Source organism: Streptomyces sp. NPDC043427, assembly GCF_056436655.1.
In genome coordinates, this window is sequence record NZ_JBWKCC010000006.1 from 162,583 (window position 1) to 176,900 (window position 14,318).

Annotated in this window: 9 protein-coding genes; 5 read left to right on the forward strand and 4 right to left on the reverse strand. The window is 69.2% G+C overall.

From position 1 onward, the window contains the following. Positions 1-19 precede the first annotated feature (19 nt). Positions 20-2,989 carry a helicase-related protein gene (locus AC067M_RS13925; RefSeq protein ID WP_478697234.1) on the forward strand — a complete coding sequence of 990 codons (2,970 nt, stop codon included), beginning with the start codon at positions 20-22 and terminating at the stop codon, positions 2,987-2,989. Next, positions 2,986-7,152: an Eco57I restriction-modification methylase domain-containing protein gene (locus AC067M_RS13930; RefSeq protein ID WP_478697235.1), complete on the forward strand. Its 4,167-nt coding sequence runs from the start codon at positions 2,986-2,988 to the stop codon at positions 7,150-7,152. The genes AC067M_RS13925 and AC067M_RS13930 overlap by 4 nt, the downstream gene beginning before the upstream one ends. 24 nt (positions 7,153-7,176) lie before the next feature. On the opposite strand, the gene AC067M_RS13935 is transcribed toward AC067M_RS13930, so the two are convergent. Together AC067M_RS13935 and AC067M_RS13940 are read right to left on the reverse strand one after the other, a co-directional pair. Next, the gene (locus tag AC067M_RS13935; RefSeq protein WP_478697236.1) at positions 7,177-7,380 is read right to left on the reverse strand and encodes a DUF397 domain-containing protein; all 204 of its coding nucleotides are present in this window, start codon (positions 7,378-7,380) and stop codon (positions 7,177-7,179) included. Continuing rightward, positions 7,377-8,252, reverse strand: coding sequence for a helix-turn-helix domain-containing protein (locus AC067M_RS13940; protein WP_478697237.1), 876 nt, complete (start codon positions 8,250-8,252; stop codon positions 7,377-7,379). Before AC067M_RS13940 ends, AC067M_RS13935 begins: the two co-directional genes overlap by 4 nt. A 163-nt stretch (positions 8,253-8,415) precedes the next feature. On the opposite strand from AC067M_RS13940, the gene AC067M_RS13945 reads away from it, so the two are divergent. From AC067M_RS13945 to AC067M_RS13955, 3 genes are all read left to right on the forward strand, one after another. Then, the gene (locus AC067M_RS13945) at positions 8,416-8,901 is read left to right on the forward strand and encodes an ATP-binding protein (protein WP_478697238.1); all 486 of its coding nucleotides are present in this window, start codon (positions 8,416-8,418) and stop codon (positions 8,899-8,901) included. 102 nt (positions 8,902-9,003) lie between these two features. Then, positions 9,004-10,074, forward strand: coding sequence for a ParA family protein (locus AC067M_RS13950; protein WP_478697239.1), 1,071 nt, complete (start codon positions 9,004-9,006; stop codon positions 10,072-10,074). Beyond that, complete coding sequence (locus tag AC067M_RS13955) at positions 10,071-10,619, forward strand: hypothetical protein (RefSeq protein ID WP_478697240.1); 549 nt, start codon at positions 10,071-10,073, stop codon at positions 10,617-10,619. Before AC067M_RS13950 ends, AC067M_RS13955 begins: the two co-directional genes overlap by 4 nt. A 273-nt stretch (positions 10,620-10,892) precedes the next feature. Here AC067M_RS13955 and AC067M_RS13960 read toward each other — a convergent pair whose 3' ends face one another. Further along, positions 10,893-13,514, reverse strand: coding sequence for a GmrSD restriction endonuclease domain-containing protein (locus AC067M_RS13960; RefSeq protein ID WP_478697241.1), 2,622 nt, complete (start codon positions 13,512-13,514; stop codon positions 10,893-10,895). Positions 13,515-13,592: 78 nt separating this feature from the next. Next, entirely contained in the window at positions 13,593-14,291 is a 699-nt protein-coding gene (locus AC067M_RS13965) for a hypothetical protein (protein WP_478697242.1), read from the reverse strand. Between the last annotated feature and the right edge of the window lie 27 nt (positions 14,292-14,318).

Genomic DNA, 14,318 nt, shown 5'->3' on the forward strand with positions numbered 1-14,318 from the left:
CCCGACCCGGAAGGCCCGCATGACCACCGCCGCCCAGCCGACCCGGCCGTACGCCGTCGGCTCCCTCGTCCACGCCCGGGGCCGTGAGTGGGTCGTGCTGCCCGACTCCACAGCCGAGCTGCTGGTCCTGCGCCCGCTCGGCGGCGCCGACGACGACATCGCGGGCGTCCTGCCCGGCCTGGAGACCGTGGTCCAGGCTACTTTCGCCCCGCCCACCCCCTCCGACCTGGGCGACCAGCAGGCAGCCGGGCTGCTGCGCACCGCCCTGCGCATCGGCTTCCGCTCCGGCGCGGGCCCTTTCCGGTCGGTCGCCTCGATCGCCGTCGACCCCCGCCCCTACCAGCTGGTCCCGCTGCTGATGGCGCTGCGTCAGGACACCGTCCGGCTGCTGATCGCCGACGACGTCGGTATCGGCAAGACGGTGGAGGCCGGGCTGATCGCCGCCGAGCTGCTGGCGCAGGGCGACGCCCGCGGCCTGGTCGTGTTGTGCTCGCCTGCCCTGGCCGAGCAGTGGCGGGCCGAGCTGTACGGCAAGTTCGGCGTCGACGCCCGTCTCGTGCTGCCGTCCACGATCGGCCGTCTGGAGCGGGAGACCCCGTACGGCCAGTCGGTGTTCCGCCCGGACGGCGCGTACGTCGTCTCCACCGACTTCATCAAGTCCCCCCGCCACCGCGAGGACTTCCTGCGTAACTGCCCCGACCTGGTGATCGTCGACGAGGCGCACTCCTGCGTCTCCGACACCACGGTCGGCGCGTCCGCCCGCTCCTCCCAGCAGCGGTACGCCCTGTTGCGCGCCCTCGCCGACCGGGCCGACCGCCACCTCCTGCTGGTCACGGCCACCCCGCACAGCGGCAAGGAGGAGCCCTTCCGCCGCCTGATCGGCCTGCTCGACGACCGCCTGGCCGCCGTCCCCCTCGACACCGACGCGGGCCGCAGGCGGCTCGCCGAGTTCTTCGTGCAGCGCCGCCGCGCCGACATCCGCGAGGACTTCCAGGACGGCGCGCACTTCCCTTCCTCCCGGGACACCGCCGAGACCGCCTACACCCTGCACCGCGACTACAAGAAGCTCCTCGACGAGGTCCTGTCGTACGCCCGTGAGACCGTACGCGCGGCCGACGGCGCCCTCCAGCAGCGCCAGCGCTGGTGGTCCACCCTCGCCCTGCTGCGCACCCTGTCCTCCTCCCCGGCCGCCGCCGTGCAGTCCCTGAACACGCGCGCCGGCGTCGAGGAGGCGGACACCCCCGCCGAGGCGGACCGCACCGGGGAGCGCACCGTCTCCGACCCGGCCGACAGCGAGACCCCCGAGTCCGCGGACGCCGTACCGGGCACCCGCCTCCCCACGGCCACCGGTCCCACGGCCACAGGCACCGACGCCACCGGCACCGAGGCCGACGACGAGGAGAAGGCCCGCCTGGTCGCCATGGCCGAATCGGCCAAGAAGCTTTACGGCCCGACCCGCGACGCCAAGCTGAAGAAGCTGATCACCACCGTCTCCGACCTCCTCGACCAGGGCTACCGGCCCATCGTCTTCTGCCGCTACATCGCGACCGCCGACTACGTGGCCGACCACCTCAAGAAAATCCTCAACAAGAAGGGCACCGAACACCCGGTCGCGGTCGCCTCCGTCACCGGCGAACTCTCGCCCGACCAGCGTGTCACCCGCATCGCCGAGCTGACCGGCACCGACGAGGAGGGCAACCCCGCGCCCGAGCGGCGCGTCCTGGTCGCCACCGACTGCCTCTCCGAGGGCGTCAACCTCCAGGAGTCCTTCGACGCCGTCGTCCACTACGACCTTGCCTGGAACCCGACCCGCCACGAACAGCGCGAGGGCCGCGTGGACCGCTTCGGCCAGCGCACCGACGTCGTCAAGGCGCTCACCCTGTACGGCACCGACAACCCCGTCGACGGCATCGTCCTCAACGTCCTGCTCCGCAAGCACGAGCGCATCCGCCGCGTCACCGGCATCTCCGTGCCCGTGCCGCAGGAGTCCGAGAGCGCCATGCAGGCCGTCTTCGAGGGCCTGATCCTGCGCGGAGAGCGGTCGGCCTACGAGCAGGAAGGGTTGTTCGCCCAGGAGGAGGTGGCCGAGCAGCTGGAGATCGCCTGGCAGTCCTCCGCCGAGCGAGAGAAGCGCTACCGCTCCCGCTACGCCCAGCTCACCATCAAGAAGGACGAGGTGGCCGCCGAGGTCGACGAGATCCGTGCCGCGCTCGGCACCGGTGAGGAGGTACGGGACTTCACCCGCCGCGCCCTGGGCGCCTTGCGCGGTATGCCCGCGGCGACGAAGCAGGGCGGCTTCACCGCGCACACCGACGCCCTTCCGGAGGGCCTTCGCGACACCATTTCGCACGCGCTCGGCCCCCGCCACCCTCGCCCGGTCATCTTCCACGACGCCCCCAGCGCCCCACGTGGCGAGGCCGCCCTCACCCGCACCGATCCGGTGGTCGCCGCCGTCGCCCGCTTCGTGCTGGACGCGGCCCTCGACGACGCCGGCAAGGTCCCCGAGTGGCAGCGCCCGGCCCGCCGCTGCGGAGTCGTCCGTACGAAGGCCGTGGAGCGGAACACCACGCTCCTGCTGGTGCGCCACCGCTTCCAGCTGAACCTGCCCGCCCGTGACGGCTCGGTGCGCGAGCAGCTCGCCGAGGACGCCCGTGTGGTCGCCTACCGAGGCAGGCCCGACGCCCCCGAGTGGCTGCCGGAGGACGAGGCCGTGGCCCTCCTCGACGCCCGCGCCACGCAGAACACCGACCCGAAGTTCGCCACCGAGCACATCGCCGAGATCCTGGCCGCCCTGCCCGCGATCATGCCGGAACTACGGGACCAGTCGGCCGAGTTGGGACGCACCCTGGAGGCCTCGCACCGCAGGGTCCGCACCGCCTCCCGCGCCCGCCTGGCCGGCTTGAAGGTCGTCCCCCAGGGCGACCCGGACATCCTGGGCGTGTACCACTACCGCCCGGCCCCGACGTTCCCCCAGGGAGTGGGCGCATGAGTACCGCCAGGACCCTTGTCACCGACACCGTCGCCACCGTCGGCGGCCTCCTGCCGTACGACCTCCTGGTCCGCATCAAGGAGGGCAAGGAGCAGACCGGCTCGAAGCCCGCCGACTACCGCCTGTACGCCAAGGGCGACTCGGTACGGGACGCCGCCGAACGCTCCTGGGGCTATCTGCGCGGCGTGTGGGCCGCCTACCAGGACGCCCTAACCCGCGACGGCGCCGACGCCGACCCCGGCGTGCACGCGGTCGGCGTCACCACCGAACGCTGGCTGCTGCCCCTGTTCGAGCAGCTCGGCTTCGGCGCCCTCACCCCCGTACCCGCGCCCGGCCTGCCCTCCCACGACGGCGAGAAGGACTTCGAGGTCAGCCACCACTGGGCGCACGTCCCCGTCCACTTCACCGGCTGGAACGTCCCCCTCGACACGCGCACCACCGAACTGGCCAAGCAGGCCCCCCAGTCGATGGTGCAGGAGTACCTCAACCGCTCGGCGGACTCCACCCTCTGGGGCGTCCTCTCCAACGGCCGCCAGCTGCGCCTGCTGCGCGAGTCCGCCTCGCTCACCGGCGCCGCATTCATCGAGTTCGACCTCCGGGCGATCTTCGACGGCGACCGCTCCGACGACTTCGTCCTCCTCTGGCGCCTGCTGCACCGCACCCGCTTCGAGCCCCGCTCCGAGGGCGAGCCGGCCGCGACCTGCCCGCTGGAGAAGTGGCGCACCGAGGCCATCGACAGTGGCACCCGCGCGCTGAAGGAACTCCGCAAGGGCGTGGAGAAGGCCCTGACGGTGATCGGCACGGGCCTGATCGCCCACCCCGACAACGCCGCCCTGCGCGACGCCCTGCGCACCCGCGACAGGAACGTCCGCGACGACCTCCACCCGGCCCTGCTGCGCCTCGCCTACCGCCTGCTGTTCCTCTTCGTCACCGAGGACCGCGACCTGCTCCTGCACCCCGACGCCACCAAGCAGGCCCGCGACACGTACGAGAAGTACTTCTCCACGGCCCGCCTGCGCCGCGTCGCCCGCCGCACCGGTACCCTCCACGGCGACCAGTGGCAGGCGCTGCGGCTGGTCATCGAAGGTCTCGGCAAACCCGGCGGCCGCCCCGAACTCGGACTCCCGGCGCTGGGCGGCCTGTTCGAGCCCACCGCCACGGACCGGATCCTGGACGGCCTGAGCCTGTCCAACAGGTCCTTGTACGAAGCGGTGCAGGCTCTGTGTGAGGTGTACGACGTCAAGCTGGGCCGCCCCCGCAAGGTCGACTACCGCCACCTCGGCGCCGACGAACTGGGCTCGGTCTACGAGTCCCTGCTCGAACTGGAGCCGCGCCTCGGCGAGGGCAACGAGTACGTCCTGGCCAAGCTGGACGGCAACGACCGCAAGACGTCCGGCTCCTACTACACCCCGTCCCCGCTCATCGACTGCCTCCTCGACTCCACCCTCGACCCGGTCATCGAGCAGGCGGTCAAGTCCGGTACGACGAAGAAGGAGCGCGAGGATGCGCTGCTCGCCCTGACGGTGTGCGACCCGGCCTGCGGCTCCGGCCACTTCCTGGTCGCCGCGGCCCGCCGTATCGCCCGCCGCCTCGCCGAGATCCGCACGGACGATCCCGAGCCGAGCGCCGAGGACGTACGGCACGCGCTGCGGGACGTCATCGCGCGGTGCGTGTACGGCGTCGACCTCAACAAGATGGCCGTGGAGCTGGCCAAGGTGTCCCTGTGGATCGAGGCGATGGAGCCGGGCCGGCCGCTCACCTTCCTCGACGCCCACATCAAGCACGGCAACGGGTTGCTGGGCACGACCCCGAAGCTGCTGGCCGAGGGCCTGCCCGACGATGCGTTCAAGCCGCTGGAAGGCGACGAGTCAAAGCACGTCACCGACCTGAGGAAGCGCAACGCCGCGGAGCGGACGGCGTGGAAGGTCGCGCTGCGCCACGGGGCGAGCCAGGACGCGCTGTTCGCGGAGGAGGAGGTGCTGGCCGAGTCCAATGCGGAGTTCGGTGAGAAGGTCTCGGCGATCACGGGGACGGACTCGCAGGAACTGGAGGACGTCCAGAACCAGGCCAAGGCGTATCGGGAGCTGACCACCTCCCCGGACTACATCCGGGCACTGGAGCTGGCCGACGCCTGGTGCGCGGCGTTCGTCTGGAAGAAGACGAAGACGGCGACGCCGCCCGCGCTGACCACGAAGTCGCTGCTCACGCTGCACTCCGAGGACGGCGGCGCGAGCCTGCCGGACGGCACGGTGGAGGAGGTCGTCCGGCTGCGGGAGGAGTACCACTTCTTCCACTGGCATCTGGAGTTCCCGGAGGTGTTCCGGGTTCCGGCGGATGCGAAGGCGTCGGGGGTGGACGAGCGGACCGGGTGGAAGGGCGGGTTCAGTTGTGTGCTGGGGAACCCGCCGTGGGAGACCCTTGAGTTCAAGACCGAGGAGTACTTCGCCACCACGGCACCGAAGATCGCCAAGGCTGCGAACCAGGCGGCGCGGCAGGCCCTGATCGGCAAACTCGCGGAGAGCGAGGACGAGGCCGACCGGGAACTGCACGCCCAGTACATCGCCGACAAGCGGCTGTCCGATGGCTTCTCTCATCTCGCGCGCTGGTCTGGTCGGTTCCCGCTGGCCGCGCGGGGCAAGCTCAACACGTATCCGCTGTTCGCGGAGGCCGCGTCACACGCGATTGCGCCGCGAGGGCGGTTTGGGCTGGTCCTGCAGACGGGCATCGCCACGGACGCGACGACGGCACCGTTCTTCTCCGACTTGGTGCGCTCGAAGCGGCTGGTGTCGTTCCTGGACTTCAAGAACGAGGCGTTCGTGCTGAGCCGGGATGTGGACCATCGCGTGCGCTTCTGCTTGCTCACGGTCACAGGCCCGGAGGAGCGGGTTAGTGAGGCGTCCTTCGCGTTCGGGACCTGGTACATGGAGGACCTGCCAGAGCGCCGCTTCGCCATGCCGCTGGAGGAGATCCTGCTGGTCAACCCGAACACCGGGAACCTCCCCGTCTTCGAGTCCCGGCGCGACGCGGAGATCACCTTCGGCATCTACAGCCGAGTCCCGGTTCTACTCAAGGAACCGGACGAATTCGGCAGAGGCGGCAGTAACCCGTGGGGGCTGACCTTCCGGCAGGGCCTGTTCAACATGGCCTCCGACTCCCACCTGTTCCGAGGCAAGCAGGAACTGGAGGACGAGGGATGGCAGTTGACCGGCAACGTCTTCACGCGCATCGATGAGGAGGGGAAGACGCGCCGCTATCTCCCGCTGTACGAGGCGAAGATGCTCCACCATTTCGACCACCGCCTCGGCACGTACGAGGGTCAGACCCAGGCCCAGGCCAACGTCGGCACCCTCCCGCGCGTGACGCCGGAACAGCACGACGACCCCGACTTCGCTCCGATGCCCCGGTACTGGGTGCCGGAGCAGGACGTGGACTCCGGCAAGCGGGACAAGAAGGGCAACCGGATCATGTGGGCGGGGGTGGACACGCGGCTGGCGGACAAGGAATGGTACGAGGACTGGCTGTTGGGGTGGCGTGACATCTGCCGGACCTCGGACCGCCGGACCATGATCAACACAGCTCTGCGTCGCACTGCCGTTCCTGATGGCACGTTGTTGATGTTGCCTTCCTTTGGCAATCCTGCGCTGCTTCAGGCGGCGCTGTCCTCCTACGTGCTCGACTTCGTGGCGCGTCAGAAGTTCAGCGGTACACACCTGAAGTTCTTTACGGCCCACCAGCTTCCAGTGCCCGGCCCCGAGGCAGGTGACCAGCCGTGTCCATGGAGCAGCGGCGAGCCCGTGGCGGAGTGGATTGCCGCAAGAGTGGCTGAACTTGCGTACACCGCGAGTGACATGGAGGCCTTCGCCAGAGCGATCGGTGTGACGGGACACCCGTTCAGGTGGGATGAGGAACGGCGTGGATTGCTGCGTGCGGAGCTGGACGCTGCCTTTTTCCACCTCTACGGACTGGCTCGCGATGACGCGGCGTACGTCATGGACGCGTTCTCCCGTCTCAAGAGCGACGAGGAAGCCGCCCATGGCAGTTACCGCACCAAGAACCTCATCCTCGACATCTACGACCGCATGGAAGAGGCCCGCGAAACCGGCGACGAGTACCGAACCGTGCTAGACCCGCCGCCGGGGAAGGGGCCGCGTCACACGGCCTGAGTGCCGCAGCCTCGGGTGGGTGGGTCAGAACCCGTCCCGCCCGAGGTCCGCGACGAACCCGGCCCACGCGCCCCGCGTGAACGCGAGTTGCGGACCGCCGTTCCGTTCCTTGGAGTCCCGCACGCGGACGGCGGCCCCGTCGGCGGCGACCTCGATGCACTCGCCGCCTTCGTCACCGCTGTAGCTGCTCTTGAACCAGGTGAGCCGTATGGGCTGTTCGGTGTTCATAGGTCTCCCAGCATCTTCTCGATCAGGCGCAGGGACTCGCGCGGAGTGAGCGCCTGTCCCCGGATGCTTCCATACTTCGCGGCGAGGACACGTACCTCGTCCGGGTCGGTGATCAGACGGCTGATGTGCTGGACCTCCAGGTAGGCGACCTGTGGTTTGCCCTTAGGGGTGAGCAGAGTGAACGGACCGCCCATTCCGGCGTGATCCTCACTGGTCGTCGGCATCACCTGGATTTCCACGTGTCGCAAATTGCCGGTCCTGAGCAGGCGCTCCAACTGCCCACGCTGAACATCCAGTCCGCCAAATGGTTGGCGCAGCACACTCTCCTGGATGATGGCACTCACGGTCGGCGGTGGCCAGCGGGTCATCAGCTCCTGGCGTGCCATCCTCGCGGTGACGCGCTGCTCGATCGTCTCCTCGTCGAAGAGTGGCTGTCGGCTGGCGAACACGGCACGTGCGTACTCCTTGGTCTGAAACAGGCCCGGCACCGCCTGGTTGGCGAAGTAGCAGAGCTCAACCGCCTCCGCCTCCAACCGCGCATAATCCCGAAACCACTCCGGATGCCGAACCCTCCTCCGCGCCCGCGCCCGCTCCACATCCTCCGCCGCAGACGCCAGCAGCCCCCCGCACTCCAGCAACTCATCCACCGCGACCAGCAGGTCAGGCTGAGGCGTCCGCCGCCCCCGCTCCATGGAGGAGATGGTCTCCTCCCCATACCCGAGCCGGTCGCCCAGCTCCTTCTGGCTCATCCCGGCCCGTGTCCGCGCGACCTTGATCTGCCGCCCGAGCGCCCGGAACAGGTCGGCCACCTCGTCCGTACCGTCCGCCTCACCGCCGGTGGGAACCCCCGAACCGCCCGCCTGTGCCGCCATCCCGTACCACCGCCCACTTCCGTCGTACCTGGGGCGAACCGCCGAACGTCCGGCCAGGTCACGGCCGTACGCCCGGACATCCCGCCCTCGGCCCCGGGACAGTCACCCTCCGTACCGCCCCGCACCCTCCACACAGTAGAAGCACTCCGTCACTCTCGGTGAGGTGATCCAGCAAACCGTCACCGGTGAACCGACCGCCACCACCCATCACTTCCGCCTCACGTTCCCCACCAGCAGACACGGCGCCCACACCGCCCGTCACGCCGCCGAACGCTGGCTCGCCGACCAGCGGGACTGCCCGGAGGCCGCGGCCGGCGACGAGGTCGCGGCCACGGCCTCCCTCCTCATCGCGGAACTCACCGCGAACGCCGCCCTGCACGGCCGCGTACGGGGCCGCCACGCCCGACTCGCCCTGACCCTCACGGCCGGCACCCTGCGCATCGAGGTCACGGACGCCCGGGGTGACCGCCTGCCCGAACCGGCACCAGGCAGAGACGGCGATGGGGATGGGGACGGCGAGTCGGGGCACGGCCTGCTCCTCGTCGCCTCGCTTGCCGATGCCTGGGGATGCGAGCCCCACCATCCCGGCGGCAAGACAGTCTGGGCCGAGTGCGGCCGGCGTGAACCCGCGCTCAAGAGGGGCGCGTGAACTCAACTGTGCATCTGCTCGAGGGAGTTGGGGATTGACGGTGATCGTGAACGGCCTTCACGCTTAACAGGTAATCGTGAAGGCCGTTCACGGGGAGATGTCATGGAAGGCACGCCCGAGGCGGATGACCAACTCGTCGGTCTGTTCGAAGTGGCGGAGATGGCGGGGGTCGGTCGGACGGTCGTAGCGAATTGGCGCGCCCGTGACAAACACTTCCCCGCTCCCGTCGCGGACCTGCGGAGCGGCCCGGTTTTCCGGGCGAGTCAAATTCAGCGCTACCTCAAACGGAGGAAGAAGCACATGGCCCCCAAAGCCCATGTCATCTCGACCATCAACCTGAAGGGCGGTGTCGGGAAGACCACCACCACGGCCGGGCTCGCGGAGTTTCTCTCCGCGGAGTTCCGCAAGCGGGTCTTGGTGGTCGACCTCGACCCGCAGACCAACCTGACCACGGTCCTGATCAAGGAGAAGAAGTGGGAGGAGCTCAACGACGGGGGGTACACCCTGGCGACCCTGTTCCAGGATGCCCTCCGGCCCGAGGACGAGCCTTTGGAGTTCGACCTGGAGAAGACCCTCCAGCGCAATGTCTCATCGGTGGATGCGGTGACGAAGGTGGACCTCCTGCCTTCCTCGCTGGACCTCATCGACGTCCAGGACCGCCTGGCGTCCATGCCCAGGGGGCGTTTCCACTCCAACAACCCCACCGATCTTCTGCGCAAGGCGATCCGGAAGATCATTGATGACTACGACTACGTGCTCGTCGACTGCCCTCCCAACCTCGGCATCGTCACTCTGAACGGTTTGCGCATTTCCGATGGGTACATCATCCCGACCATTCCCGATTACCTGTCCACTTATGGCATCCCTCAGATCCAACGGCGCGTGCGGGCTTTCGCGGACGACTTGGGGAAGACCATCAACGAGATCGGGATCGTCATCACGAAATACAAGGCCAACTCGACGGTCCACTGGAACACCGTCAAGCGACTTCAGGACGACAAAGAGCTCCCCGTCGTGCTTCCGACCTTCATCCCAGAGAAGAACGACATCGCCGGTTCGGCGGAGTTCGCCGGTCGCGGTACCCTGCGGCAGAAGTACGGGTACCAGGGCGGGTTCGACGCTTTCCGTGCCATGACGCAGGAGTTCATCGAACTGGTCGAGGAGAAGGCGTGACCGAGCAGAGCGACAGTCGGCCCGACGACAACGGTCTCCTGAATGCCCAGGTGCGGGAGGCCGAAGAAGCCCTGACCAAGCTCGGCGCCTCCGACCCGGAGCTCGCGGCGACGCTCGCACGTGTCCTCGGCGTGGTGGCGTCCGAAGCCGCACGCACGACACGCTTCGCCCGAGCACTGGCCAAGGCGCTGACGCCTCCCGATGCGCAGACCGCACCTCGGCCGGCAGAACGCACGAGGCGTAGCCGGCGAGCTCCGGGAGTGATCGACCCCTTCGCGGTCTTCGCCGAAACCGGCGAGACGGGACTCCGTTCGAGCCTGAGCGAGCTCGGCCTCGAACAACTGCGGGACATCGTCTCCGAACACGGGATGGACCACGACCGGCTGGCACTGAAGTGGAAGGACCCTCAACGGGTCATCGACCGCATCGTGGAACGCGTCGAATCGCGGACAGCCAAGGGAGCCGCCTTCCGGGGACGGCCGGAGCAGCCCGCTCCGCGGCACGATGAGGCCGTCGGCCCGGCGGCCGAGGACTCGTCACCCTGAGGCAACCGGGCGCGACGCGCCAAACGCCTCGCGTCCGCCGCCCAGGCCAAGGCCATCCACACCGAGCGCCGTGTCGAGGACCGCATCATCCTCCTCTCCGACGACCTGCTCACCACCGGCCAGCAGATGCCGGCCCGTCGCCCGCCTATTACGCGGGCGGGCGTGGCTCAGGTAAGGGCTCTCGTCCTTGCTCGCGCCCCTTGGCGAGGAGCGGACCGCCAGGGGGCACTGTTCGAATCGTGACGATCAACCTGGGCCCCCTGAGTCCCTGCCTCAGCCCGTGCCCCGGCTCTCCCAGCGGTCGCGGAACCACGTCAGAGTCTCGACGAGCAGCTCACGGTTGCGGTCCTTCTCTAGGACGGACAGTCGGAAGCTGGGGTCCGGGCCCCGCCCCGGCTTTCTCTCCTGGAGGTCGACACCTTCAAGTTCGTTCAGGCGCCTGAGGAATTCGGCACGCAGGGCGTGGTCGGTGAAGGACTCGTGTCTGGCCAGCCCGAGGAAGGCGACGTATACCGAGCCGCCCTGCCCGCAGCCCGGTGTGAGGCTCATCGGCGACGCCCCACTGCCCGGGGCGCCCGCCTCACCCAGCATGAGGAACGCGCCAGTGGTGTCGTGTCCCACCGTGTTGATCGAGCCGCCGAGTTCCTCCCAGCGGGCGAAGAGCTCACGCACCGCCTCCACCGTCTCGCGGGAGTTGTCCGCTGCCAGCTGACGGAAGAACTGTCTCTCGGCGGAGTTCTCTGCCACGAGCTGGAGGTAGAACGAGTCGGCGTGCGTCTGCTCACCCTGGGTTTCGGCGATGCGCTGCGCCGGCTCCTCCTCACGGTCGGCCTGGTCGTCTTCAGCGTCGCCGACCAGCAGAGCGAGGTCGTCGGCGGAGAGGCGCTGAGCCGGATCGGCGGCCCCGCCGGCCGTGAAGCGCACGCCGTCGGCGCTCAGCCGGGCACGGACATCGCCTCCGGCGTCCTGAGGCGCCCAGCGGAAGCCGTCGGAGACCTTGCCCTCGGAGGTGAGCACCCGGTACGCGTTGGCCACCCCTGGCGTATTAGCCAGATGATTGCCCACGGCCTGGGCGCCGGAGCCGATGAAGGCCGCGAGATCGCCGTACGACGTCCAGGCGCCGTGGGGGAGCGCGGCGAGCACTTGGTGGGCCAGGTTCCAGTCCCGGCTCCGCTCCGCTCGGCCGACTCCGCGCAGCGGGGCCGGCCACAGCGCGATCGCGCGGTCGGCGAGTTCGTCGGCACGGGCGCGGATCTCGTCCGCGCCCCACCGCTCTGTGGTGGCGATGCGGCGGTTCATCTCCAGATGGCTGCCCTGGAGCAGGCCCTGCTTGCGCTCGAAGGGGTGATTGGACAGCTCCGAGTTGACCGCGGTGAGTGTCAGGTTCCCAAGCGTGTGCTGAAGCCGGGAGTGCACGTCCTCCGGGCTCTCGCCGTCGACCACGTCCTCGCTCAACATCCGAAGCCACTCGTCGCCCGGCGACTGCGGCATGACGTGCTCGATGGTGAGCTGCGCGGTGGCGAAGTCGACCGGTTCGGGATGCTCGTAGCTCTCCTCCAGTCGCTGGAGCACCATCTTCCGCTGGTGTCCGCGTCCGAACTTGTAGAAGGGCGCCGTCCGGACCTTCTCGCGCAGCTCGTCGTCGTCGGGCCAGAAGCGGTTCTCGGCGGAGAGGAGCTGGTGCAGCCCGTCGGCGACGGGCAAGTCGAGCGGGAGCTGCCCGGGCACCGCCTGGAAGATCCTGTTGAGGTTGTTCGTCGGCACCCGGCACATCATCCGGCGTACCAGGAAGCTCTCGATGTACGACATCGCGCGGGCTGTGTCCGCGGAGTCAAGCTCCCCGCGCTCGCGCCGGTCGAGCAGCAGCATCAGCGCGGGATAGGTGACCTGGGCCTGCCAGGTGTCCAGCCGGTGCAGTTGGGCGCGGACCGCTTTGTTCGCCTCCTTCTCAGGGTGGAGCAGCCGACGGAAGAGCGCGCCGCGCCGGTACAACTCCTTGATGTACGCCTCGATCTCCGCCTCGCTGACCTCACCCCGCTCGAAGCGCTGCTGCTGAGCCGCGTACAGGTCCTGGCGGCGGACCCGGTCGTCCCCGTCGAGTACCAACTGAAGCCACATGAGCTGTTCCAGCTCGTCGTTGCTCAGACTGTCCTGCAGCGGAAGCCAGTAGGTCTCGTAGATGTGCTCACCGCGGGTGGGCAGCCGCATGAACAGGTAATTGCGCAGCAGGTCGGCCTGGCTCAGCTTGAGGCCGGTGTTGTTGAGGGACTCGAAGATGCGGTGCACGTTGTCCGCGCGCTCGGCTGTCACCGCCACCAGCGTGAGCCGGGAGGTGATGGCCTCCTCGATGCGGAGCACGTCCTGCGGGGCGGCCGGATCGGCGGCCTCGACGAGCTTGCGGCGGAAGAAGCCGTAGGCGGCGGCGACGGCTCCGCCGGCGGCCTGCTCCGAGAGGGGCCCGCGAACGTGTGCCGCGAACTGCGCCCGGTCGGCCTGGGTCGGCAATAGCCGGAAGCGATCGCTGCCGTTCTTGCGCTTGTTGATGAGGTATTCCTCGTCGATGCGCTCGGCCTCGTCCGGCTCGCCGTCCGTTATGTGGTCGCGGATCGCGGCCAGGGCGAGCGACAGCGTGGTCAGCCGCTGCTGACCGTCGACGACGAGCCAGCGGGGGAACGTCGCCTCGTTCTGCGGCGACGGCGCGAGCACCACGGACCCCAGGAAGTGTGTGCTCGCCTTCTCCCCGGACTCCAGCAGCTCGGCCTGCTCCAGGATGTCGGTCCACAGCTGTCTGAGCTGTTTCTCCGTCCAGGAGTACGTCCGCTGATAGAGCGGCACCTGGAACTGCTGGGCCCTGCCCTGGACGAGATCGGCGAACAGCGTCTCCTTCGCCTGCACGGCGTCCCCCTCGGTGATCGGTCCGGTCGTGGCGCGTGGGAACGACCTTAGGGCTTCCCACTGACGGTCAGGGGCGCTTCAGCCCTCGTCCAGGCACGCGCACCACAGCGCGTGGGCCCGGTCCATCTCGTCAAGTGCCGCCCGCGTGAACCGGGCGTCCAGGAAGGCTCGGTCGACGATCCGTTCCGCGAGTGCGACCAGGTGCGCCGCGACGTGCTCTACCCGCTCCCTGCGCACGCGGTCCTGAATCCGCGCCAGGCGTTCCTGACGTTCCCACAGGTCCGCGAGGCTCGCGCCCGGCTCTTCCTCGTCGTCGTACACGGACGGCACGCGGGGCAGCAGGTCGGCGGTGAGAGCGGGGACGGAGTCCAGGGCGGCCGGCTCGTCGGGTCCACCGTTGCCGAGGATGCGGTTGGCGATCGTACGTACGGCCTCGGAGCGTTCGACGCGAGCCGCCTGGGCCCGCAGGGCGCCGAGCAGTGCCGGGACCTCGCCCCGGGCCCGGCGCCGCAGGGTCTCCGCGAGTGCGGTCGTCAGGTCCTCGCCCAGGTCCGAGGCGTCGTCCAGTACGTCGTTCGCCGCGCCGACCTCCTCGAAGGCGCGCTGCGCGGTGCGGGCCGCCTCGGTGAGCAGGGCGATGTCCTCGGCGGTCGGCTTCACGCCCGCCTTCAGCCGGGCCACGGCCGAGTCCAGAGGGTCACCAGCCAGATCGAAGAGGTCCACGCAGTCGCCCTCCAGGGCGAGTTGGCCGTCCGTATCCGGTTCCAGCAGTGTCACTTCCCCAACAACCCCCCGCTCGCGATG

Excerpts from the sequence above, each read along its gene's own strand:
- AC067M_RS13950 (WP_478697239.1), top strand. The coding sequence starts at position 9,004 with ATGGAAGGCACGCCCGAGGCGGATGACCAACTCGTCGGTCTGTTCGAA.
- AC067M_RS13925 (WP_478697234.1), top strand. The coding sequence starts at position 20 with ATGACCACCGCCGCCCAGCCGACCCGGCCGTACGCCGTCGGCTCCCTC.
- AC067M_RS13930 (WP_478697235.1), top strand. The coding sequence starts at position 2,986 with ATGAGTACCGCCAGGACCCTTGTCACCGACACCGTCGCCACCGTCGGC.
- AC067M_RS13935 (WP_478697236.1), bottom strand. The coding sequence starts at position 7,380 with ATGAACACCGAACAGCCCATACGGCTCACCTGGTTCAAGAGCAGCTAC.
- AC067M_RS13940 (WP_478697237.1), bottom strand. The coding sequence starts at position 8,252 with ATGGCGGCACAGGCGGGCGGTTCGGGGGTTCCCACCGGCGGTGAGGCG.